Origin of the sequence: Marinifilum sp. N1E240, assembly GCF_009295825.1 — a bacterium.
Lineage (GTDB): Bacteria > Bacteroidota > Bacteroidia > Bacteroidales > Marinifilaceae > Marinifilum_A > Marinifilum_A sediminis.
Genome location: NZ_WHKF01000006.1, coordinates 109,174 through 134,520 on the forward strand (window position 1 = coordinate 109,174; position 25,347 = coordinate 134,520).

Consider the following 25,347-nt stretch of genomic DNA (forward strand, 5'->3'; position numbering starts at 1 on the left):
ATTTTACTACGAAAAAAAAGAGGACATGTTATTAATAACATGTCCTCTTTTTTTATTTAAAATGATTTAATATTGAAGGATTTCTGTTTCATTACGAACAATCATACTACCATAATGGCTAAGTGCTCCTAAAACTTCCGCTCCCGGATATACCGTAACAGGTGCTATTTTCTCAACCCTGATCCGAATTTCTCTAACAAACTTTTCATCCTTAGCCATTCCTCCGGTTATAATTATTGCATCAACTTTTTCATTTCCAAAAACGGGATACATTCCTCCAATGGATCTTGCAACCTGATAAGCCATGGCTGAAAGCACATCTGCTGCCTTCTGATCACCAGCATCTCTCATTTTACAGACATCATATCCACTGTGGGTATTAAAATAAGCATATAAGCCTCCTTCTCCTGTTTGCATCTTCATCATCTCTTCCTGAGAATACTTACCTGAAAAACACATTTGAATCATTTCGCCCATTGGCAAACTACCACTTCTTATTGGTGAAAATGGTCCATCTCCGTCATAAGCTTGATTGGAATCAACTACCTTCCCTTTCTGATGTGCACCAATACTAATACCGCCACCCAAATGAGCTATAATCAAATTCAATTCTTCATACTTTTTATATATGCTTCTTGCATATTTTCTTGCGCTTGTTTTTTGATCCAAAGCATGAAATATAGATTTCTTTCTGAACTCTGGGCGCCCGGTAATCCTAGCAATTTCTTCTAATTCATCTACTACAACCGGATCTGCTATATATGCCTCTGCACTTTCAATTTGAGCGGCAATTTTATTTGCCAATAAGCCTCCAAGATTAACAACATCGTTTCCAAATTCGCAATCGGAAAGATCATTAACCATAGATTCATTTACTTTATAAACACCAGATTTGACAGGCTTAAGCAAACCACCACGACCAATTACAACCTTAATATCTTCAAGTCTGATATCATTAGATTTCAACTCCTCTAAAATAATATTCGCCCGCCAATCATCTTGCTCACAAAAACATTTAAAACCTTCTAATTCTTCCGGTTTGTGATTAATTTTCTTCAAAAAAACGGTTGTATTCATCCGGTAAACAGCAATTCGGGTAAATTGCATGCGTGGATTCAAGGCTAGTATCAATTCTCTACTCATAGTGCAAGTATTTTGGGTTAAACTAATAGTTATTTCACTTTTATTTTAATCTATTCATTCAGAAGATATCTTGATATCACCAAGCGTTGTATCTCCGAGGTTCCTTCGCCTATTTGTAACAATCGCTGATCTCTGTAAAAACGTTCCACCGGATATTCCTTCATCAAGCCATATCCTCCATGAATTTGTACAGCTTCATCAGCAACCTCTTTAGCTATTTCAGAGCAATACAATTTCGACATTGCAGCCTCTTTAGCAAATGGTTTCCCATTATCTTTCAACCAACAGGCTTTATACAATAGATTTCGTGCCAACTCTATCTTTGTAGCCATATCAGCCAACTTAAAAGATATGCTCTGAAATTTTGCTATCGGTTTTCCAAATTGTTTTCTTTCTTTAGAATACTGAAGAGCCATTTCATAAGCACCTTGCGCCAATCCTAGTCCCATGGCTGCTATAGATAGACGACCAGAATCTAAGGTTTTTAACATGATTTTAGATCCCATTCCCCTTTCTCCCAGCAAACTGTCTTTTGGAATGCAGCAAGTATCAAAAAACATTTCTGCAGTATCGGAAGCTCGCCACATTAATTTGCCGTGCATGGCTTTCGACGACCAACCTGGGGTTCCCTTTTCTACAATAAAAGTGGAAAATTCCTTTTCTTCTCCATTTATAGCTGTCACAGCCTGAACCGTAACGCCAGAACACATTTCACTTGATCCATTGGTTATAAAAATTTTTGAACCATTGATCTCCCAGTTGCTACCCTTATCCTTAGCAAAGGTTTTTGATCCTCTTGAATCAGATCCTGCATCGGGTTCGGTTAAACCAAACGCCCACAATTGCTCTCCTGTGCATAAGCCAGGTAAATATTTCATTTTCTGTTCTTCGGTTCCGAACATATACAATGGACCAACTCCTAATGAATTGTGAGCGGCCAATGTAGCTGCATGTGATCCGTCAACCCTTGCCATTTCTTCAACAGCAATTATATAAGAAAGATAATCCGTAGCCTGTCCGCCATACTTTTCAGGAATAAACATCCCAAACAAACCCATTTCACCCATCTTTCGAGTTAAGTCTATCGAGAATTCTTCTTTCTCATCGAGCTCGTGTGCCAATGGTTTAATCTCCCGTTCAGCAAAATCGCGAACAGCTTTTCTTATGATATCATGTTCTTCGTTTAAATCGAAATTCATATGATCTAATAATCTTTAGTCAAGAGCTATCAAATATTGCTTTTCAATATTTAAATTCACTCACTTTTAAGTTAGCAATAATCCTGAACTATCCCAATCAAATCAGCTAGTTCAAGACATTATTTTTGCGCCTCAGCTTCCATTTTTGATGAAAGTAATTTTTCAGGTATCATGATTTCCTGATTCAAAAGTGCGGATGCAAATGTTTTTCCCTGAGCATCAATCATTAAAGATTTGGTACCACCTCCATCCAAAGATTCTTCTAAAAGGAAGTTAAGTGCCAACAAATTATCTATTTCAAATCGGGTAACTTTACCTTTGGTTAATCCTCCAAACATATTCTTTACCTTTTTCGCGCTTAAATCATGCTTTAAATATTGATAAATCTCTTCAGATCTTGCCAAAACACCAACATTTACCGTATCACCCTTATCACCAGAACGTGCCAAACAAATCTCTCGCAATGGAACTGTTATCAATCGATCATCCTCCCAGGCAGGATCAACAAAATCAGTATGTTCAGTAATGTCCATAAAGATCAATTCTTCTTCATTACCTAAAACAGAACCAATATCATGACTTTCAGTCACCACACCTTTCTCATTTAAAACATGAACTGCAGATACAATGCACTCCTTAGGAATTAATGTTGGCCAATAAGTAATTACCTGTTGCATTCTTGCTCTGCCTCCTATTACCGCAACTCCAGGAGGTCCGCTTAAAATTAAAGGTGCAATACTCATCGAGAAATTCTTAAGTTTACTTACATCAGTATCATAAACCGATAAACGCAATAAAACCTCATTTGGATCGATATCCTCAGCCAAATGCTGATGACAGGCGTTATACCCTACAAATTCGGTGTTCTTTTTCAGATATTGAGTATTCAAGCGCTCCCAAAAAATCGTTTCAAATTCCTGTGCTTTATTCAGAACACGTCCGCCACTAATTACAATAGAACTGGTAGCTTTGTAACCATCCTCGAATGCCATAGACACTTTCAGATATGGCGTAGATGGATATCCTTTTGCACCACTTACCAAAACCTTATTGGTATCCAGCTCCTCTAATTTTAAATGCGTAAAATCCGCAACCACGTCTGGACTAATGTACTGATCCGGATTTCCCATTTCGTAAACCAATTGTTCACAAATGGTATCAATGCTAATCAGCCCACCAGTATTCTCATGCTTGTAAACCGTGAATGCGCCAGATTGATCCATTTCAACTATCGGATAACCCATATTGTCCCAGCGAGGCACTTTTTGCCAGTCGGTAAAATTACCACCTGTTGATTGCGCACCACATTCAATAATATGCCCCGCAACCAATCCTGCTGCCAGCTTATCCCAATCATTCAATTTCCATCCCAATTCATGAATCATTGGCGCCATTGTAACCGAAGTATCAGTAACACGACCAGCTAGAATTAAATCGGCACCACTTTCCAAAGCTTTCAGCAATGGCGGTACACCCAAATACACATTTGCGCTTTGAATATTATCGATAATGGTATCAAAATCCTCACCTGAATCCATATTCTTAAAATTGGCTTGTCCAGGATAAAACTCACCTATCCGTTCTACGATATTATCACCATCGACCACGGCAATTTTAAGGGATACACCTTTCTTTTCCAACTCTGATAAAATCTTGCGAGCGCAACCAATAGGGTTAATTCCCCCTGCATTGGTAATCATGCGAACACCCTTAGATTTCATCAGATCTGCCACATCCACAATCTGATCGACAAAATCAGTTACATAGCCTAGAGACTCATTCTTCAATTGCTGTTTTCGAAGAATACTCATGGTAACTTCAGCTAAAAAATCGGACGAGATGTAATCTATTTCTCCACCTTCCAACTGTCGGCGAAGTACTCCCAGGTCATCCCCCCAGAAACCTCCGGCATTTGCAATTCTGATTTTGGTCTTCATCTGTTGTGTTTTAATATTTAGTATTCCATCTATTTCTCTGTATTTTCCTCCTGCATGCTGCAGGAACCTTTATTGCAACCGTATTTTTCATGCTGCAGGCTACAGCAAACATTTTACACCCTGTATTTTCCTTCCTGCAGCTTACAGGAAGCTTTTTACATACTGTATTTTTCATCATGCAGGTTACGGCAAGAAAAATACAGTATCAACTAATGATTCACATTTATCAGCTGAATCAACTCCATTTCATTCTTCACCTGTTCACCCTCTTCTACAAACACCTGCTCAATTTTCGCTTCGAAAGGAGCCAATATGTTGTTCTCCATTTTCATGGCTTCCACAATAATCAAAACATCACCTTTGGCAACCATTTGCCCTTCCTTTGCCTCAATTTTTACCACCTTTCCCGGCATTGGGGAAATAATTCTTCCATCATTTTGTCCAATATTTGATCCTCCCTCGCTCGCCTTTGCCTGAATCTCTGACCATCGTTCCAATTCACGAACAATTCCACGACAACTTACAAAGCTCTTTCCTTCAGAATTTTTAGAACGATAAAAGCGATAGCGAGCTCCTTCATATTCGAAGGTCATATAAACCTCGTTAAACTGAAGATTATCAATAAGGTATTCACTCTCATCTATTTTGATTCTGTAAGGATTCTCCTCTAGTATTTCTACGTCAACAGTACTTTCGTCAGTCACTCGCAATATCGTTCCATTCTGGCGCCAATAACCAATCTCTTCCCAAACCGAATTGGCTTCTTGCCTGTTCAATTCGAACAAAGCAAAGCTGATATGAAACAAAAATGCCGGAACATCTTCCTTCTCTTTCAGCATGATATCATTCAGCTCTTCGGCATGTTGCTGACAAAAATGAGTGGAGATTTTATTCTGTTTGTAAAAATCTGTATTCAGAAGGGTATGTAAATACATGATATTGTTCTTGATACCATGTATCTGATAATCGTGCAAAGCCAAATGCAAGCGCTCTATTGCCAAATCACGATTCTCATCCCAAACCACTAATTTGGCTATCATAGGATCATAATCGGGATGGATGGTACAAGCTCCGGTTATTGCAGAATCCAATCTCAATCTTCCCTCAAATAATTTAGGGGGATTGTAAAAAGTAATCTCCCCAGGAGAAGGAATAAAATCCTTTTCGGGATCTTCGGCATAAATTCTTGCCTCAATGGCATGTCCATTTATCAAGATGTTCTCTTGTTTCAATGGCAATGTTCTACCCGAAGAAACAAGCAACTGCTGCTCTACTAGATCAATTCCAGTAATCATTTCCGTTACCGGATGTTCTACCTGAATTCGGGTATTCATCTCCAAAAAAAAGAAATTCAAATCCTCATCCACCAAGAATTCAACCGTTCCTGCATTGCTGTAATTCATTTCTTTTGCCAGAAGAACTGCTGTTTCACCCATTTTTGTCCTCAATTCGGGTGTTAATGTTGGTGATGGCGCTTCCTCAATCACTTTCTGAAACCTTCTCTGTATCGAGCACTCCCTCTCAAATAAGTGAATCACATTTCCATGCTGATCAGCCAATACCTGAACTTCTATATGACGAGGGTTTTCTATATATCTTTCTATCAGAACAGAGCCATCGCCAAAATAGCTGGCTGCCTCTCGAGAGGTAGATTCCAATGCTGCCTGCAATTCCTCTTTTTTGTGAACAATTCGCATTCCCTTACCACCACCACCTGCAGCAGCTTTTATCAGTATTGGGAATTGCATTTTATTACTCTCCTCTATCAGTTTAGCATGATCTCCAACCACACCTTCTAAAACAGGAACTCCAATTGATTTGGCGAATTCCCTTGCATTAATCTTATTCCCCATTAACTCAATTGCCTCGGGTTTGGGACCAATAAAATCTATTTTAGCATTGCTACACAATTGGGAAAATCCGGCATTTTCAGCCAAAAATCCATAACCTGGATGAATGGCATCTGCTTTTGCCTTATTGGCAATCTCTACAATTTGTTGTGCATCGAGATAGGTTGTTTGCAAATCCGATCCTTTCAAAGGATATGCCTCATCCGCTTGAATCACATGCTGAGCATCTCTATCCAAATCGGAATAGAGCGCAATGGTATGAATGCCCAAATCTTTTGCTGTGCGCATAATTCGTAGGGCAATCTCACCTCGGTTTGCTACTAATATTCTTTTGTAATACATATTTTATTTATGTGGTACAAACGCACGGCAGTGCGTCTCTACAAATATTAATTATCCAATATCCAATTTGGTTTGCGTTTTTCAAGGAATGAACTCATGCCTTCCTGTCCCTCATCCGATTGACGCAAATCAGCAATCATTTTAGCAGTATTTTCCATCGCCTCTTCATGTGTCCATTCATTCTCCACATCATAAATCAGACGTTTACAGGTTGATACCGCAACAGGACCACTAGTCTTTAATTTCGAGATTAAATCAGTCAGTTTGGCTTTCAATTTCTTATCTCCATGCGACCAATTTGCCAAGCCAGCTTCCTGTGCTTCCTTTCCATTAAAGCGCATTCCAGTCAGCATTAACTCTTTCGATTTGTATTCACCTACACGTTTCATCACGTAAGGAGAAATACAGGCAGGAACAATTCCTATTTTTACTTCACTTAGCGAAAAAACGGTATTCTTATGAGCCAATACAAAATCACAGGCAGCCAACAATCCATTTGCACCGCCAATAGCAGCTCCATGCACCACAGCTATGGTTGGAAATTTGCATGAATACACCGCATTAAAACACATCGATAGCTTATAACTCTCCAAATAGTTTTCCTGATAAGAGTATTCTGCAACCCCTTTCATCCAGTTCAAATCTGCCCCAGCACAAAAGGATTTACCTTTACCTTGCAAAATCACAACACGTAAATTGTCATAATCCTGTTTTTCAATTTCCTCGAAGCAATCAATGATCTCTGCAATCATGGTTTCATTGAATGCATTGTGAATATCAGGACGATTTAATGTAATCGTACCTATTTTATTATCGATGTTGAAATCTATTGTATTGTATGTTTTCATTTTATTATAATTTCGCACCTATGGTGCTTTTATCCAAATTTTGTTTCTTTTCTACCATAATGACGTGCTGATGGCACTCAATTAAATTCCCTTTAGCTCTTTAGGACGATATTATTCATCAATAAAATCAAATACATATTCATCTTGAAATTTAATTTCAAACTTCTCTAATAAATCCAGGTACTCTTCTTTAAATGATCTCATTTTATGATGTTCTTCTTGTGTCATTATATATTGAATGACATTATTCCTTTGAGATTTGGAATATGAAAATGCTCCATATCCTTCTTGCCAGAGAAACTTTCCTAAAACAAATTTGTTTTGATTCATCCATTTAGATGAATTGGATTTTACTATTCTCATAACATCAGATAAAGCCATAGTAGGATTCAATTCAAAAAAAATATGGATATGATCAGAATAACCATTAACAGCCAAAGGAAACTGTTTAATATTCTTCAAAATACCATGAATATATTTAAACAACTCTTCTCGAACATTTTGCGTTAAAATATTTTCTCGCCCTTTGACCGAGAAAATCGCATGTATGTTTATTTGAGAATATGTGTTTGCCATATTAATTCTGATTTTCAATTATGTCGCACCTACGGTGCTTTTTCTAAAACCTCATCTTTATCTACCATAATAGCGTGTCTACGACACTTTAATATTTAGCCTATTAGGGCGATATTATGGTAGCAGTCAATTGTGAAAATTTCATTAGTCCCATAGGGACGATATTATTCTTTTCTCCTATTCAATTATTTTAAAATTACATTCTAAACACTCCAAAATCTGGTTCTCCAAATTCTTTGTTTAATGATGATGCAATCCCCATGGCTAAAACCTTACGTGTATCTGCCGGATCAATAATTCCATCATCCCACAATCGTGATGTGCTGTAATAAGCTGATCCTTCTTCCTCATATTTTTTAAGGATCTTTTCACGCAATTTTACTCTCTCTTCTGAATCGAATTCCTGTCCTCTGTTCTTCAGTTGCTGTTCTTTTACCTGAACCAAAACTCCTGCAGCTTGCTCACCACCCATCACAGATATCTTGGCATTCGGCCACATAAACAATAACCTTGGTTCGTAGGCTCTTCCTGCCATGGCATAATTTCCAGCTCCAAACGATCCACCAACAATTACCGTAAATTTGGGTACCTGAGCATTGGCAACGGCGTGAACCATTTTTGCTCCGTCGCGTGCAATTCCTTTGTGTTCATATTCCTTACCCACCATAAATCCAGTAATATTCTGAAGAAACACCAATGGGATCTTGCGGAAACTACACAATTCAATAAAGTGAGCTGCTTTTAATGAGGTCTCTGAAAAGATAATTCCATTATTGGCAATAATTCCAACAGGAAATCCCATAATCTTAGCAAATCCAGTAACAATAGTTGGTGCATATCGCTCCTTAAATTCCTGGAAGGAACTATCATCAACGATACGAGCAATTAATTCTCTGGCATCAATGGGTTTCTTTAAATCCAAAGGAGCCAAACCATACAGCTCTTCAGCTGGATATTTCGGTTCTTTAACCGCTTCTCTTTCCAAAGGATATTTCTGAACCTTTGGCATTGATTCGAAGATATCTCTGCAAATTTGAATGGCATGTCTATCATCTTCTGCCAAGTGATCTGCAACCCCGGAAATGGAAGTATGAATCTCCGCTCCACCTAACTCTTCGGCAGTAACTTCTTCTCCGGTTGCAGCTTTTACCAAAGGTGGTCCACCAATAAAAATGGTTCCCTGTCCTTTTACAATAATGGTTTCATCACTCATAGCAGGTACATAGGCACCACCCGCAGTACATGATCCCATCACAATAGATATTTGTGGAATACCACGAGCTGACATCTTTGACTGGTTGAAAAAGAATCGCCCAAAATCATATTTATCAGGAAAAACCTTTGATTGCTCTGGAAGGAAAACACCCCCTGAATCGACCATATAGATACAAGGCAAATGATTCTCCATTGCAACCTCCTGCGCTCGGATGTGTTTTTTGATGGTCTCCTTGATATAGGTTCCACCTTTAACTGTTGCATCGTTAGCCACAATTACACATTCACGACCATGAACAACACCAATTCCTGTAACAATACCTGCTGATGGAAACTGATTTTCATATTGATCGCAAGCTGCCATTGCTGATAATTCCATAAAAGGAGTATTCTTATCCAATAAGAGCTCAATTCGATCTCTAACCAACAATTTCCCTCTTTTCAAATGTCTATCCCGAGCCTTTTCATCAACGCCTTTCAGCACTGAATTCAAACGCTCCCGATATTCCTGCATCAAGAGATTATAAGACTCTTTATTCTTTAAAAAGTCTTCAGATTTTGTGTTTATTTTTGATTTTAATTGTTTCAATTTATCATCGATTTACAGTACAGACGCAAGGCATTGCGTCTCTACCAATAAAAATTACATATTTCGTCTATATTGACCACCTACCTCGTACAGAGCATTTGTAATTTGTCCAAGTGTGCAAAATTTACAAACCTCCATTAATGCAGCAAAGATGTTCTCGTTCTTCAATGCTGTTTCTTTCAAATTTTGAAGAGATTGCTCTGCTTTTTCTTTGTGGTTAATCTGAATCAGTTCTTTGAACTTCACCTGATTTTCCTTTTCTGAATCATCAGATCGAATGACCTCTTTGGGTTGAACGGTTGGTGAACCTTTTGAGCTTAGGAAGGTATTCACACCTACAATTGGTAGATTCCCATTATGTTTCAAACTCTCATATTGCAAGGATTCTGATTGAATCTTACTCCGCTGATACATGGTTTCCATTGCACCCAATACTCCACCACGTTCTGTCAATCGATCAAACTCAACCATTACGGCTTCTTCAACCAACTCAGTCAGCTCATCTATAATAAAAGCTCCCTGTAGTGGATTCTGATTTTTCGCTAATCCTAATTCCTTGTTAATAATCAACTGAATTGCCATGGCTCTACGCACCGATTCTTCTGTTGGCGTAGTTATCGCCTCATCGTAAGCATTTGTATGCAATGAGTTACAATTGTCGTAGATTCCTGTTAAAGCTTGCAATGTGGTTCTGATATCATTAAACTCTATTTCCTGTGCATGTAGTGATCTTCCCGAAGTTTGAATATGATATTTCAATTTTTGAGAGCGATCATTTGCCTTGTATAAATATCTCATCGCCTTTGCCCAAATGATTCTTGCCACACGTCCAATTACCGTATATTCAGGATCCATTCCATTGGAGAAGAAAAAAGACAAATTTGGAGCAAAATCATCCACATTCATTCCTCTCGAAATGTAATATTCCACCAATGTAAATCCATTTGCCAATGTAAATGCCAATTGAGTAATTGGATTTGCACCTGCTTCCGCGATATGGTAACCCGAGATCGATACGGAATAAAAGTTCCTCACCTGATTGTGAATGAAATACTCCTGAATATCTCCCATCATTTTCAGAGCAAAATCAATAGAGAAGATACAAGTATTCTGTGCCTGATCTTCCTTCAGCATATCCGCCTGAACCGTTCCCCTTACCTTACAAATGGTTTCTGCTTTTATCTTCTCGTAAACATCTTTCGATAAAACCTGATCACCTGTAACGCCTAATAGCATCAAACCTAAACCATTATTGCCTTCCGGCAGATCTCCAATGTATTTTACTCGATCTTTCCCTTTATAAATTTCCGCAATTTTATCCTCAACCTCATTTTCTAATCTATGTTCTTGAATGTATTTTTCACATTCTTGATCAATAGCTACATTCATGAAATAACCAACCAACATTGGAGCTGGTCCGTTAATGGTCATAGAAACAGAAGTTTTTGGATCGCAAAGATCAAAGCCTGAATACAATTTCTTGGCATCATCTAATGAGGCGATCGAAACACCTGAATTACCAACCTTTCCGTAAATATCAGGACGATAATCAGGGTCGGCACCATAAAGAGTTACCGAGTCAAAAGCCGTTGACAAGCGCACTGCTGGCTGAGCTTTTGCCAGGTAGTGGAATCGCTTATTGGTTCGCTCAGGAGCACCTTCGCCAGCGAACATTCTGGTAGGATCTTCTCCTTCACGCTTAAATGGGAATACTCCAGAGGCATAAGGAAATTCTCCAGGAACATTTTCCTTCAAATTCCATTTTATGATATCCCCCCAACTCTTATAATTCGGTAGAACGATTTTTGGAATTCTATTGTGTGATAAGGTCTCTATATGTGTTTCAACACATATCTCTCTTCCTCTTACTTTATATTTAAATATCTCTTCTTTGTATTTTCTTCTCTTCTCTTGCCATGAATCAAGAATTTCCTGATGCTTAAAGTCTTTTTCAATCTTTTCGTATTCCTTATTTAAACTTCTACGACTCAATTCATCATCAATCAAATTTGCGGATTTATTTAAAGCATACAATTGATCTGCAATTTCAGCCTGATCTTCAACCTTTCTATTGTATTTACGAACCGTTTCCGAAATATCCGAAAGATATCGAACTCTTGAAGGAGGAACAATTTCTATTTTATTACTAGTCTCTAATAATGGTTTTCCGTTAATAGTAAAACGCTCAACTCCTTTTTCTCCCAGAAAATCGATTAAGGCATGATAGAGTTCATTTACTCCATGATCATTAAATTGAGAAGCAACGGTTCCATATACTGGCATATCATCAGGATCCTTATCCCAAAGTAAATTGTTACGTTGATATTGTTTTTTTACATCACGTAAAGCATCTTGAGCACCTTGTTTGTCGAACTTGTTAATCGCTACCAAATCTGCAAAGTCGAGCATGTCAATTTTCTCCAACTGTGTTGCAGCTCCAAATTCAGGAGTCATCACATAGAGTTTCACATCACTGAAATCAACAATTTCAGTATCCGATTGACCGATCCCAGAACTTTCCAGAAAAATGCAATCAAATTCTGCAGCTTTCATGATCATCAAAGCGTCATCAACATGCTTTGAAAGCGCCAGGTTAGCACGTCGAGTCGCTAATGAACGCAGGTAAATATTTGGATTCTGAATGGCATTCATTCGAATTCGATCCCCAAGAAGAGCACCACCACTTTTCTTACGAGATGGATCTACAGAGAGAATTGCCAATTTCAAATCAGGATAATCAATCTGAATTCTTCGAATCAATTCATCCGTTAAAGAGGATTTTCCTGCACCACCAGTACCTGTAATTCCAATAACTGGTGTTCGACTGATTTTGGCATTGTTCTTTATTTTAAGATATACATCAGAATTCTGAATCTGATCTTGTTCTGCTAAAGTAATTAGACGAGATAGGAGATTTACATTTTTATATTTGATTTCTGAAATCTCCGTCAAATCGACCTCATTCAATTTATAGTCAGCGCCAAGTAAAACTTCATTAATCATTCCTTGTAAACCAAGATTACGTCCGTCATCAGGTGAATACAATCCAGCTATTCCGTATTTCTCCAATTCTTCAATCTCGGCTGGAAGAATTACACCTCCACCTCCACCAAAAATTCGAATATGTCCTGCATTTTTCTCTTGTAATAAATCGTACATGTACTTGAAGAATTCAATATGACCGCCCTGATAAGAACTAATTGCAATGGCTTGTGCATCTTCCTGAATAGCACAATCTACAATCTCTTCAGCAGAACGATTGTGTCCCAAATGAATGACCTCAGCACCCGAAGCCTGAATAATTCTTCTCATGATGTTAATAGAAGCATCATGTCCATCGAACAATGAGGTTGCTGTTACGATTCTTACAGAGTTTTTTAATTGATATGCAGTAGGTGTATCCATTTTAGGTGTAATTACAGATCTAGAGCTTTTTCGATAATTTCAGCTACATCCAGATTTTCTAATTCGTTCTCTTTATTCTTTAATTTGATTCCATCCGTTAACATGGTCATGCAAAACGGACAAGCAGAAGCTACCTTATCCACTTTTCTGTCAATAATTTCTTCGGTACGTTCAATATTTACTTCCTTATTCCCCTTTTCTGCTTCCTTAAACATTTGAGCTCCACCAGCACCACAGCACAATCCAAAACTTCGGGATCGCTTCATCTCCTTTACTTCTCCAAATACTGCTTTCACAACATTTCTTGGAGCTTCGTAGATATTATTTCCTCTTCCCAAGTAACACGGATCATGATAAGTAATTGTTTCTCCCTTGAAAGGATTATCCTTTAAATCCAATTTCCCATTCTGAATCATCTCATCCAGAAATTGAGTGTAATTGATCACCTCATAGTTGCCACCCAATTCAGGATATTCATTCTTTAAGGTATTGTAACAGTGAGGACAAGTACAGATAATCTTTTTAATTTCATATCCATTTAAAATCTCAATATTTTGCATGGCTTGCATTTGGAAAAGCATCTCGTTTCCGGCGCGCTTGGCAGCATCACCAGTACAACTTTCCTCTTTTCCTAAAACTGCATAGCTCACTTCCAAGTGATTCAAAATTTTAGCAAAAGCACGAGCTACTTTCTGATATCTATCATCGAAAGCTCCGGCACATCCAACCCAGTAGAGATATTCAGGTTGTTCACCTTTTGTAGCCAAATCAGCCATTACCGGCACGTGTAATTTTATGTCTGTCATATATATTTTTTTCTGTAGGGACATACGATCGTATGTCCTTACAATTGTATCATTTATCCTTCAGTCCATTTGAGGCGATCCTCAGGCGAATATTGCCATGGTGCACCGTTGTTTTCAATATTGGTAAACATGGTATTTAGCTCTGCCGGAGCAGCAGCCTCTTCCATCACCAGATATCTGCGCATATCCATAATTAAATTTGGATGACTGATATCAATTGGACATTCCTGAGCACAAGCATTACAAGTAGTGCAAGCCCACAATTCCTCTTCCGAGATATAATCTCTTAATAATGATTTTCCATCCTCTTTTCCCTTCACAGCCAATGGACCAATTTCATCCATTCGCTTTCGCAGATCAACAAATATTTTTCTAGGAGAAAGCAATTTTCCAGTGATATTAGCAGGACAAACATCCGTACAACGACCACATTGTGTACATGCCAGGGAATCCATGTAATTCTTCCAGGTCACATCTTCAATGTCCTTAACACCGAATCGAGAAACTTCTTCATTCTCATCATACGCTGCTTCCGGATCCAGCATCAATTTTACTTCTTTAGTAATACTCTCCAGGTTTGGATACTTGGTAAGTGGCTCAAGATTTGCCAGGAATACATTTGGTACAGAAAGGAAAACGTGGAAATGCTTAGAATAAGGCAAGTAGTTGGCAAATATAAATATCAGTAAGATATGCACCCACCAACCCGGTTCCTGTAACCAGCTAAAATCCCATCCAAATAAATTAACCAGTGTAGTCGAAACAGGATAAATACCTTCATAATTATTTGGATGATTACTGACATAGCCCATGTTGAAGCAAAGCAAGGAAACCATTAAAAACGCAATAAGATAAAGTGATATTTGCGCATCCCATTTAGATTTTAAGTTCATTTCGACACCAGAAAACCGTTTAATATTCATAAAGGTTCTACGAAGTATAAATAGCTTTATAAAAGCAATAATAAGCAAAGCAAAAATATCTCCAGAAGCTATTACAACATCATAAAACCATCCTGTAAATGCAAAAGATCGTTCAACACCAAACGCTCCATCAACAACTATTTCAATACTCCCTAATGTGATTACTAAAAATCCCCAGAAAACCAATGCGTGCATTAATCCAATTACTGGTTTACGAAAGATTTTAGTCTGTCCAAAAGCAATATCCAGAGTATGCGATATCCGCGCTCCAATATTGCGAATTGGATAGGAAGGCTTTGTCAATTTAAAGAAAGCCCACAATCGCTTAACGGAATAGGCAAAAACGCCTAAGGTTATTGCCAATGAAATGATAAAGAGGATTTGTTTGGTCATTGTTTCTGATTTTAGGTGTACAAATTCAAGTTATTATGCCATCTATTTTTGATTCCTCTACAATTTTAGAAGATTCAAGCTCCAAGCCTCAAGCCACAAGTTTTCTTGGTACTTGAAACTTGCCACTCGAAACTATTATCATGATTTTGAGTTTCGAATTGCTTCTGTTATTTTAGGTAATACTTCCATCACATCTCCCACAATACCGTAATCAGCAACACTAAAAATTGGTGCTTCAGGATCGGTGTTAATAGCTACAATACACTTGCTTCGACTAATTCCTGCAACATGCTGAATCGCTCCGGAAATACCAGCTGCGATATATAAGTTTGGAGCAATTACCTTTCCGGTTTGTCCAACATGCTCTTCATGTCCACGCCATCCTTCATCCGAAACCGGACGAGAACAAGCCGTAGCGGCACCTAAAACCTCTGCTAAATCTTCTACTGGTCCCCAATTCTCAGAACTTCTCATTCCTCTACCTGCAGAAACAACTATGTCAGCATCGGAAAGGATTACTTTATTCTTCTGCTCTTCTTCTTCAATCACCTGAACTTTAAATAGATTAGCATCTACTTCAGGAGTGAATTCCTCAATTACAACATCAAGTTTATTTTCAATTAAACCAAAACAGTTCTTAGCAATGGTTAAAACCTTCTTTTCAGAATCGATTTGAACATGACCAAAGGCTTTTCCTGAGAATACTCTTTTCTTTACAATGAAAGGATCAAAAGAAACAGGCATTTCCTGAACTGCCGCTACCATACCAGCTTTCATTTGAACAGATACACGTGGTGCAATCGCTTTTCCACTGTTATTATCACTTAAAACCACAATTGTCGCACCTTCTTTATCAGCAACCTGAGAGATTACCTTAGCATAAACACGACTCGTTAGGGTATTCAATTGAGGATCGTTAACAGCAATTATTTTATCTGCTCCGTAATTCCCTAATGTATTTAATTCATCAGTAGATACTTCCCCAATAGAAAGTACAACCAGATTTGTATTTAATTTATTGGCTAATTCTTTAGTATATGATACCAACTCGTAACTGGAATTCTTAAATTTCCCATTCCAATTTTTGGCAAATGCAATTACAGACATAGGCTCATTTTTAATTCGTTAATAATAGGATTCATTAAGATTTCAATTACAAAACCTTGGCTTCATTCTTTAGCAATTCAACCAATTGTTCGGCTGATTCTGATTCGATCATTTTACAAACACCTTTTTCTGCAGGCAATTCAAATTTTACCGATTTTGTCAGTATTTCAATATCTGCAGATGGCTTTACTTCTAAAGGTTTTTTACGTGCCATCATAATTCCTCTCATCGAAGGAATTCGAGGTTCACTAGCAATACCTTTTTGAACAACAGCAACAAAAGGAGTCTCAGTTTTTAAAACTTGCTTTCCGCCTGGAATGGCACGCGACAATTGAATATCGTCATCGTCTAAATTTACTGAAGTAACAGAAGAAATACCTGGGTAATCCATAAACTCGGCAATCATTGCTCCTACTGAAGAACCGTTGTAATCACTCGATTCTATTCCACTGAATACAATGTCAAAAGGATTCTCTTTCAAGTATTCTGCAATTTGTCCTGCAACATAGTAGGCATCCGCAGCACAGGCATCAATTCTAATGGCTTTATCAGCACCAATTGCCAAAGCTTTTCTTAGAGTAGCATCGGCACTTGCAGTACCAACATGGATGACACAAATCTCATTCACAGAATTTCCAGCATCCTCCTTAAGTTCCAATGCTCGAGTTAAAGCCAGCTCATCCCAAGGATTAATAATCCATTGAACTCCTGAATCATCAAATGAAGTATGATCGTCCTTAAACTTTACCTTCGTTGTCGTATCTGGAACATTACTTATACAGACTAATATTTTCATAAGCGATATTTTATATATAATAAACTAAGAGAAACGAAATACCAGATTCTTTTCTCTTATATTTTTAAAAATTTTAATCGATTAAACCTCTTGAAATTACAATTTTTTGAATTTCAGATGTACCTTCATAAATCTGGGTTAGTTTGGCATCTCTCATCAATCTTTCCACATGATACTCTTTAACGTATCCATATCCGCCATGTATCTGAACCGCTTCTGTTGTTACCTTCATTGCTGTATCAGCCGCATATAACTTTGCCATTGCACTTGCCTGTCCGTATGGTTTGCCCTGATCCTTCAACCAAGCCGCTTTTAAACAGAAATAGCGGGCAGCTTCAATCTCTGTAGCCATATCTGCTAGTTTAAATGCAATTGCCTGATGATTGATAATCTCTTTCCCAAAAGCTTTTCTTTCCTGAGCATATTTTAGTGCTAATTCGTAGGCTCCCGATGCAATTCCCAACGCCTGAGATGCGATACCAATACGTCCTCCTTCTAAGGATTTCATTGCGAATTTAAATCCAAATCCTTCCTCTCCAAGAAGATTCTCTTTAGGCACTTTAACATTGTTAAACATTACCGAGTGGGTATCCGAAGCACGCATTCCCATTTTATTTTCGTGAGGTCCTACCGAAATTCCTTCCGAATCTGCTTCAACAATCAAAGCATTTATTCCCCTGTGTTTTAATTCAGGATGAGTTTGAGCGATCACTACATAGGTAGAAGCTGATTTTCCACTTGTAATCCAATTTTTTGTTCCATTTACCAGGTAATGATCTCCCATATCAACAGCAGTCGTTCTCTGGGATGTTGCATCCGATCCTGCCTCTGGTTCTGATAGTAAAAAGGCACCAATCTTCTCTCCACGAGCCATTGGTTTTAAATATTTTTGCTTCTGCTCTTCGTTTCCATATTTTTCTACCCCCCAGCAGACCAATGAATTGTTCACCGACATGATAACAGAAACCGATGAATCGATTTTAGAGATTTCTTCCATTGCCAATACGTAAGAGATGGTATCCATACCACCACCATCGTAATCCAATCCAACAAGCATTCCCAGAAAACCAAGTTCCCCAAGTTTCTGAACCTGTTCTGTAGGATATATTGCTTTTTCATCTCTTTCTATTACACCAGGCAACAATTCTCTTTGCGCAAAATCTCTTGCAGCATCTCGAATCATCAACTGTTCTTCGGTGAATTCAAAATTCATAATTTAATTTTTTAGGTGTGATAAAATAAGCTAACAGCTGTTAGCTCCCGATAACTATTAGAATAGCTATTAGCTTATTTACATTATTTCTATTTCATTTTAATCGTTTTCGTGCTACTCACCTCTCTTGTATACAATTGCTACAAGAGATTTATCATCTCCTCCCATATTTACGGTCATACCGTATGGTCTGTCTTCTTTCATTTCAATTTGCGCATCACCGGCATTTCCTGTTAATTGTTCCCAGATAGTAACCGCCTGATGAACTCCTGTTGCTCCTGTAGGATGCCCCCAACCAATTAAACCACCAGTTGTATTGAAAGGCACTTTACCACATCTTGAGGTATGACCTGCTAAAACAAAGTCGACTCCTTTTCCTTCTTCAGCAAAACCAATCGCCTCAGCTCCCATAATACCAGCAATTGAGAAGCAATCATGCACCTCAACAGTACCGATTTGATCAACTGTAATTCCAGTCATTTCCATTGCTTTTGCAGCAGCAGCTTTCATGGTTGTAAGGCTTGTCATATTTTCCGGATCTTTAGTAATATCAGCAGCAGCCTGACCAAAACCTACAACTTCAACAGCAGCCTTTGGGTCTATTCCAACCTTTTTCAATCCTTCTTCGGAGACAATAGCAATTGCCGAAGCTCCATCAGATACCTTTGAACAATCCGAATAATTCAAATGATCAACAAATTTTTTAGGATTTACAGGCATATTCGCCGCTCCTTCTAAATCTTTATTTCGATTGTGATACTCCTGAGCAGTTTCACATAAACGAGCATTCTCAATGGCATTACAATACCATTTAGCCATTGCCTCGCGAGTCTTTTCTCTACCAAATTTCTCATAGTAAGCACCTGCTCGATTACTGAATACTCCTGGGAAGAAATAGGCATGCCCATCTTTTCTGGTCTTCATCCAACCAGCACCTGCAAGAATATCCGCACCATACATTGCTTTCATCGTATTTTGCACCTCGAAACCAACAGCAAGAACCACATCGGCAGTTTCTGCTAAAATTGATTTTATTCCTGTTGCTAAAGCTAATCCTCCCGATGCACAAGCACCTTCAACACTAATAGCTGGTTTGTGATTCAATCCTTCATCAATCATTGGTAAAAAGGCTGGCAAATTTGCTTGCTTGTTAAAACGAGAAGCCATAAAGTTTCCAATAACGCCCTCATCAACATTTTTAGCACCACCAATTTTTTCCAAGGTTGCTTGTCCCGCTTCTTTGATATAATGCTCCATATCCGGACGCGGTTTCTTTGGATGAAACTCTTTTCTACCGGTTCCCATTGAAATGGTATTGTAACCGGCTACCATATATATTTTTTTGCGTAAAGCTTTCATGTTTGTGTTTCTTTGTGCTTTTAGAAATAATCATTAATTGGACCGTATGCATGGAAAAATCCTGTTTCCAGTACAGTATTTACATCTTCAGCAGAAGCTGCGACTTCAGTATTAACAAGCATTTGACCAATCGCTTTTGAATTTTTACCATAAGCAACTGCAAGGTTTGCACCCATACTGTCAATTTTGTGCAACTCTTCGAAAAATTTCCCCAAAAGCTCTGCTTTGTTTTTCTCTCTTACTACCGATTTCCAATAAACTTTCAAGGTTGGTAATTCACCAAGCTTAGCCGCACAATCCATTTCTATCTCTTCAGTAGAAACATATTTTCCTGTAGCTAAATCGTAAACCTCTTTAATTCTTCCTTTTTGATACTTGAACACACCATCCTTTTGTGAACCATCAGCATATTGACCACCTTTTACATCAGCGCCAAGCATTTGATTTAGTACTGTATGCGATAAAGTTTCATTTGGAAATGATGGTTGCATACTATCTAAGATAAATCGGGTAACATCAATTCCCACATAATCCAACAATTGGAAAATCCCCATAGGACGAACCAAAAGATCTCTACTAATAGTATCAATCATGAAGAAGGCTTTTGCCCAACCTATTGTCTCAGATAATTTACTTGCCTCATTTAAAGCATACAAAGCATCACGCATAAAGTGACCATTACCAATAAACCCGGCAACGTCTCTTGAAGGAACTACAATTTTACGCATTGACTTTGCCAAAGCAACTGAAAAGTCGTTCAATTCATCGGAAGTATTCTCACATCTAATAATTTCTAATAATCTTTGAACCACTGGTGGGTTATAGAAATGATAACCCAGAATATCTCCATTTAAACCTGCTTCTTGTTCAATTTCCCCAATCGGAACTGAAGAAGTATTGGTTAAGAACCATGCCTTTGGATTGTTCTGTTTGATTTGTGAAAATAATTTTACTTTAAGTGCCTTATCTTCTTTAATGGCTTCAAAAATCAAATCTGATGAATAAGTTGTCTCAATTCTTGTTGAAGTTTGGATCATAGCCATTACATCCTCAACAAACTGATTGATTACCTCTTCATTATCTACAAGGTCAGCTCTCTCTTTGTACCATTCTCTTAACTCTACAATGTTCTTTTCGGCATGCTTTACCAACTGTGAACGAACATATCCCAACAAATCGATTAAAGCTGGCTGTGATACATCAATTGCATTTAAAACAAACTCTTTATCTTCCTTTTTGCCAAGTTTTAACTTCGCCATCTCAAAGGACAATAGTACCAGAATACCGCTTCCCATTTTTCCTGCAGCTCCCAGCACACTTACGTTTTCCATTCTTCGGACTAAATCCATATTGTTTTGTTTTTTAATTTTGATTCTTCTTAATCTAAACAAGATATAACTCTTCCAATTGAGCTACTCTATAAAACCCATCACCTCTACCTGCTTAGTATGTTATTCTACTAAGTCTCCCCACAAAAAATGATTATTCCCAATTTGGATGACGCTTCTCTAAAAAGGCATTGATTCCTTCTTCCCGCTCCAAATGATCTTCTTTAAAAAGACGTCCAAATTCTTTGGATTCCATCTTTCCTGCTTCCTTGCTATTCAGTTCCAAACCTTCGCGTACCATCTCCTTTATTAATCGCAGAGCATTAGGTCCTTTGGTAACTATTTTTTCAGCAAGAGCAACAGCTTCATCAAGTGTACTCTCAGGTGGAGTTAGCTTCTGAACAATGCCCAACTGATAAGCCTCAGTGGCAGTAATTCCTTCGCCTAACATCATTAAATACATGGCATTTCCTGCTCCAACAAGTCGTGGTAATCTTTGAGTACCATTAAATCCAGGTATCAAACCCAAATTAACTTCTGGCAATCCCAAGCGTGCTTTCTCACTAGCTACACGAATGTCGCAAGCTAATGCAAGTTCTAACCCTCCCCCAAGGGCAAAACCATTTATCGCAGCAATTACGGGAACTTCCAGATTGGCTATTTTATCAAATACCATTTTACCTGTTTCTGAAAAATCATAAGCCGCTTGAGGAGAATACTCCTGCATGGCTTTGATATCAGCTCCGGCAATAAAGGCTTTTCCTTCGCCAGTAATAACAAGTGCACGTGTTGATTTTACATCCTCACTCTCGAGGAAACAGGTCAGCTCTTTAAACACTCCCTCATTTAGGGCGTTTAAGGCTTTTGGGCGGTCAAGAGTTAGAATTCCAATTCTACCTCTTTTTTCAAATTTTAAATAATTAAATTCCATAGGTGTAAGTAAGACTTTTTTTCATCTACATATCTAAATATAATAAAAACTCTCAAGACTCAAAAGGTAAAATATCATACTTCTGAACCACTAAGCTACACCCCTTAGATTTACAAGGCTTTAGGAAAATAAAAAAGTTAAAAAAAGACCTGTTTTTCTTTTTATATAAACTGCAAAATAAAAAAGCCTGACTCCTTATTCAGGGGCAGGCTAATTATATCGTAATATAATTATAATTTTATTCTATTATGCCATGTTGTGATAAACATTTTGCACATCATCATTGTCTTCCAATTTCTCCAATAGTTTTTCAACATCAGCAACCTGATCTTCCGGAAGTTCCTTTGTATCCATAGGTATTCTTTCGAATCCTGAAGAAATAACTGTCATGTTATTTTCCTCAAGATAAGATTGAATTCTTCCGAAATCAGTAAATTCACCATAAAGCATAATACCATCTTCTTCGGCAAAAACTTCTTCTACTCCAAGGTCAATCATTTCCAATTCTAGCTCTTCCACATCCTGACCAGCATTTTCAATCTTGAAATGGCATTTACGTTCGAACATGAATTCTACACTACCTGCAGTACCCAAACTTCCTTTACATTTATTAAAGTAAGAACGAACATCAGCAACAGTTCTGGTATGATTATCAGTTGCAGTTTCTACTAAAATTGCAATACCATGTGGTGCATATCCTTCGTAAACAAGCTCTTTAAAGTCTTTCTGCTCCTTTGATGAAGCTTTCTTAATCGCACGTTCAACATTATCCTTAGGCATGTTGACTGCTTTAGCATTTTGAATCACAGCACGCAAACGAGCATTTGATGTCGGGTCAGGGCCACCTTCTTTTACTGCAATAACAATATCTTTCCCAATTCGGGTAAAGGCTTTAGCCATCTTATCCCAACGCTTCATCTTACGCGCTTTTCTAAATTCAAATGCTCTTCCCATGATTTATGTATAAAATTTTCCGCAAAAGTAACACATGTGATCCAATCTGTAAAGCAATTTGCCATTTTTCTTCTTTAACAGTGTACAAAGTTTAGTATTCAGCAGAACGATTCCTTTAGACATGATTAATGAGATTGCTCATTGTTTGGTTTCTCTCAATTCGTTACTTTAGTCGCATAAATTCAAATCATAGATAACAAACCTAAATCAATGAAAAAGATTATTTTTCTTTTTACAGCATTACTGGTTTTATCCATTTCGGGTAATCCAGTTAAAGCAGAACAAAAGGCAGATGCATCAAACATCTCCTCTGCAACTATCAGTAAAACAATTGAAGAATTAAGCAAAAACGCTCCTGAGAAAAACCTACTTGAAAAAGGTGTGAAGCACGCGGCAAGTTTATGGCGCAAGAGTGATGGATCGGAAGCCGATTTTAAAGCTTTTTGTACAAAAAACTTCATTATAGATAAAGCAGAAAAAGAGTTGGTATTTCAGAAAATATCAAGAAATATCGAGATTATCACAGGACATTTTAATAAAATCACATTGGATTTATTGGAGCCTGTACACTTGAATATTTTCGAACAACATCCTATCGACAATGCTTTTGGTGCTTACAGTGTAGGTTCGCATTGGATGAACGATTTTTATAACAACAAAATCGCTTTCAACATTGCTTTGAACTTCCCATCGTTTAGCTTAAAAGAAAAAGAGGCAAATGCAAAAAACTGGACTCGTCAGGAATGGGCATACGCTCGTTTGGGTGATTACTTTACTGCAAGAGTTCCTTCTGAATTGTTACAAGCTGCTGGAACAGCTGCTGCTGGTTCTGATGTTTACATTGCCGATTACAATATTTATGTTGGTCACTTAACCGATAAGAAAGGAAATCGTTTCTTCCCTGAAGATAAAGTTCTTTTATCGCACTGGAACCTGCGTGATGAAATCAAGGCAAACTATGCCAACAAAAATGATGGGTTGGAAAAGCAAAAAATGATTTACCAGGTGATGCAGCGTATCATCTCTCAGGAAATCCCTGAAAAGGTAATTAATAGCGGTGCTTTTGAGTGGGACCCATATGCAAATGTGGTTTACAAGGATGGAAAAGCAATTGATGCAACTCCAGAACCAAACGAAAGATACCAGCAGATTCTGAACAACTTCCACGCTAATAAGGCAATTGATCCTTACTATCCTGACCAAAATACTTTCATTAAGAGACAGTACGATGGTGCTAAAGAGATATCTGCGGAAGCAACTGAAAAGATTTTTACCGATTTCTTGCGTTCTGATGAGACCAAGAAAGTTGGTAAATTGATTCAGAAAAGATTGGGTCGTAAATTACAGCCATTCGACATCTGGTACGATGGATTTAAAGCACGTAGCGGAATGGATGAGTCGAAATTAGATGCGCAAACCAGAGAATGGTATCCAAATGCTGCAGCTTTGGAAGCTGATTTGGCCAACCTATTGGTAAAATTAGGTTACGACAAAGAGAGAGCGCAATGGTTAGCTGACAGAATTGCTGTAGATCCAGCTCGTGGTTCAGGTCATGCCTGGGGTGGCGCTGCAAAAGGACAAAAAGCTCACTTGCGTACTCGTATTGGTGCAAAAGGAATGGATTACAAAGGCTACAATATTGCTATCCACGAATTTGGTCACAATGTAGAACAAACCATCTCATTATACGATGTAGACAACTTTGTAATGAACGGTGTTCCAAATACAGCATTTACAGAAGCTTTGGCTTTCATCTTCCAGAAAAGAGACATGTTGCTTTTGGATATCAACGATGATTCGCCACAGAAAGATGCGTTAAAGAAATTAGATTTATTCTGGAGCGCTTACGAAATTATGGGTGTATCGGTAATGGATATTCGCATGTGGAGATGGTTGTATGCAAATCCTGAAGCTACAGCTGCTGAACTTCGCGATGCTGCCATGGACATTGCCAAGAAAGTATGGAACGAATTCTACGCTCCTGTTTATGGCGTAAAAGATCAAACCATTTTGGCTGTTTACTCACACATGTTGAACAGTCCGTTGTACTTATCGAACTATGCTTTTGGTAATGTAATTGAGTTCCAATTGGAGCAACAATTAAAAGGAAAAAGCTTCCCGAACGAGGTAGATCGTATCTTTAAACAAGGACGTTTAACTCCGAACCAATGGATGGTTGAAGCTACTGGTAATGATTTATCGGCTCAGCCACTATTGAATGCGGCTAAAGAAGCTTTGGAAGAATTAAAATAGAAGTTAAGGTATTAGCGATTGGCTTTAGCCATTAGCTTAAACAATAAGAAGAGGCCGTCCCAAATGGGATGGTCTTTTTTGTATCTATTCCGTTTTATATTTTTCTTGATGAACATCCTCTGTGAGACTTTGTGATCTCTGTGCTGAATCAGTAAACCATTAGTAATGTTCAATTATTAA

General features: G+C 37.9%; 18 protein-coding genes. 1 reads left to right on the forward strand and 17 read right to left on the reverse strand.

Going from position 1 to position 25,347, the window contains the following annotated elements:
- Positions 1-66 precede the first annotated feature (66 nt).
- The 17 genes from buk to GCQ56_RS15205 form a co-directional block, all read right to left on the reverse strand.
- Complete coding sequence (buk, locus tag GCQ56_RS15125; protein WP_152735372.1) at positions 67-1,143, reverse strand: butyrate kinase; 1,077 nt, start codon at positions 1,141-1,143, stop codon at positions 67-69.
- 50 nt (positions 1,144-1,193) lie between these two features.
- The gene (locus tag GCQ56_RS15130; RefSeq protein WP_152735373.1) at positions 1,194-2,342 is read right to left on the reverse strand and encodes an acyl-CoA dehydrogenase family protein; all 1,149 of its coding nucleotides are present in this window, start codon (positions 2,340-2,342) and stop codon (positions 1,194-1,196) included.
- Positions 2,343-2,461: 119 nt separating this feature from the next.
- Complete coding sequence (locus GCQ56_RS15135; RefSeq protein WP_152735374.1) at positions 2,462-4,279, reverse strand: acyclic terpene utilization AtuA family protein; 1,818 nt, start codon at positions 4,277-4,279, stop codon at positions 2,462-2,464.
- Positions 4,280-4,488: 209 nt separating this feature from the next.
- On the reverse strand, positions 4,489-6,471 hold the full coding sequence (locus tag GCQ56_RS15140) for a biotin carboxylase N-terminal domain-containing protein (protein ID WP_152735375.1): 1,983 nt from the start codon (positions 6,469-6,471) through the stop codon (positions 4,489-4,491).
- A gap of 47 nt (positions 6,472-6,518) precedes the next feature.
- The gene (locus GCQ56_RS15145) at positions 6,519-7,319 is read right to left on the reverse strand and encodes an enoyl-CoA hydratase-related protein (protein WP_152735376.1); all 801 of its coding nucleotides are present in this window, start codon (positions 7,317-7,319) and stop codon (positions 6,519-6,521) included.
- Positions 7,320-7,430: 111 nt separating this feature from the next.
- A complete protein-coding gene (gene tnpA / locus GCQ56_RS15150) occupies positions 7,431-7,895 on the reverse strand; it encodes an IS200/IS605 family transposase (protein WP_152735377.1) in 465 nt (154 codons plus the stop codon).
- Between the two features lie 196 nt (positions 7,896-8,091).
- Positions 8,092-9,699, reverse strand: coding sequence for a carboxyl transferase domain-containing protein (locus tag GCQ56_RS15155; RefSeq protein ID WP_152735378.1), 1,608 nt, complete (start codon positions 9,697-9,699; stop codon positions 8,092-8,094).
- 54 nt (positions 9,700-9,753) lie between these two features.
- Positions 9,754-13,104 carry a methylmalonyl-CoA mutase family protein gene (locus GCQ56_RS15160; protein ID WP_152735379.1) on the reverse strand — a complete coding sequence of 1,117 codons (3,351 nt, stop codon included), beginning with the start codon at positions 13,102-13,104 and terminating at the stop codon, positions 9,754-9,756.
- Between the two features lie 11 nt (positions 13,105-13,115).
- A complete protein-coding gene (locus GCQ56_RS15165) occupies positions 13,116-13,910 on the reverse strand; it encodes a (Fe-S)-binding protein (RefSeq protein ID WP_152735380.1) in 795 nt (264 codons plus the stop codon).
- A 53-nt stretch (positions 13,911-13,963) separates the two neighbouring features.
- Complete coding sequence (locus GCQ56_RS15170; RefSeq protein ID WP_152735381.1) at positions 13,964-15,226, reverse strand: (Fe-S)-binding protein; 1,263 nt, start codon at positions 15,224-15,226, stop codon at positions 13,964-13,966.
- A gap of 138 nt (positions 15,227-15,364) precedes the next feature.
- Complete coding sequence (locus GCQ56_RS15175; RefSeq protein ID WP_152735382.1) at positions 15,365-16,333, reverse strand: electron transfer flavoprotein subunit alpha/FixB family protein; 969 nt, start codon at positions 16,331-16,333, stop codon at positions 15,365-15,367.
- Between the two features lie 46 nt (positions 16,334-16,379).
- Positions 16,380-17,129, reverse strand: coding sequence for an electron transfer flavoprotein subunit beta/FixA family protein (locus tag GCQ56_RS15180; protein ID WP_152735383.1), 750 nt, complete (start codon positions 17,127-17,129; stop codon positions 16,380-16,382).
- 73 nt (positions 17,130-17,202) lie between these two features.
- The gene (locus tag GCQ56_RS15185; protein ID WP_152735384.1) at positions 17,203-18,342 is read right to left on the reverse strand and encodes an acyl-CoA dehydrogenase; all 1,140 of its coding nucleotides are present in this window, start codon (positions 18,340-18,342) and stop codon (positions 17,203-17,205) included.
- A 114-nt stretch (positions 18,343-18,456) separates the two neighbouring features.
- The gene (locus GCQ56_RS15190; protein WP_152735385.1) at positions 18,457-19,701 is read right to left on the reverse strand and encodes a thiolase C-terminal domain-containing protein; all 1,245 of its coding nucleotides are present in this window, start codon (positions 19,699-19,701) and stop codon (positions 18,457-18,459) included.
- 20 nt (positions 19,702-19,721) lie between these two features.
- A complete protein-coding gene (locus tag GCQ56_RS15195; protein WP_152735386.1) occupies positions 19,722-21,050 on the reverse strand; it encodes a 3-hydroxyacyl-CoA dehydrogenase family protein in 1,329 nt (442 codons plus the stop codon).
- 133 nt (positions 21,051-21,183) lie between these two features.
- Positions 21,184-21,960, reverse strand: a complete 777-nt coding sequence (locus tag GCQ56_RS15200; protein WP_152735387.1) for an enoyl-CoA hydratase/isomerase family protein — start codon at positions 21,958-21,960, stop codon at positions 21,184-21,186.
- 246 nt (positions 21,961-22,206) lie between these two features.
- Entirely contained in the window at positions 22,207-22,914 is a 708-nt protein-coding gene (locus tag GCQ56_RS15205; RefSeq protein ID WP_152735388.1) for a YebC/PmpR family DNA-binding transcriptional regulator, read from the reverse strand.
- A gap of 210 nt (positions 22,915-23,124) precedes the next feature.
- On the opposite strand from GCQ56_RS15205, the gene GCQ56_RS15210 reads away from it, so the two are divergent.
- Positions 23,125-25,167: a hypothetical protein gene (locus tag GCQ56_RS15210; RefSeq protein WP_193323803.1), complete on the forward strand. Its 2,043-nt coding sequence runs from the start codon at positions 23,125-23,127 to the stop codon at positions 25,165-25,167.
- Positions 25,168-25,347: the final 180 nt, after the last annotated feature.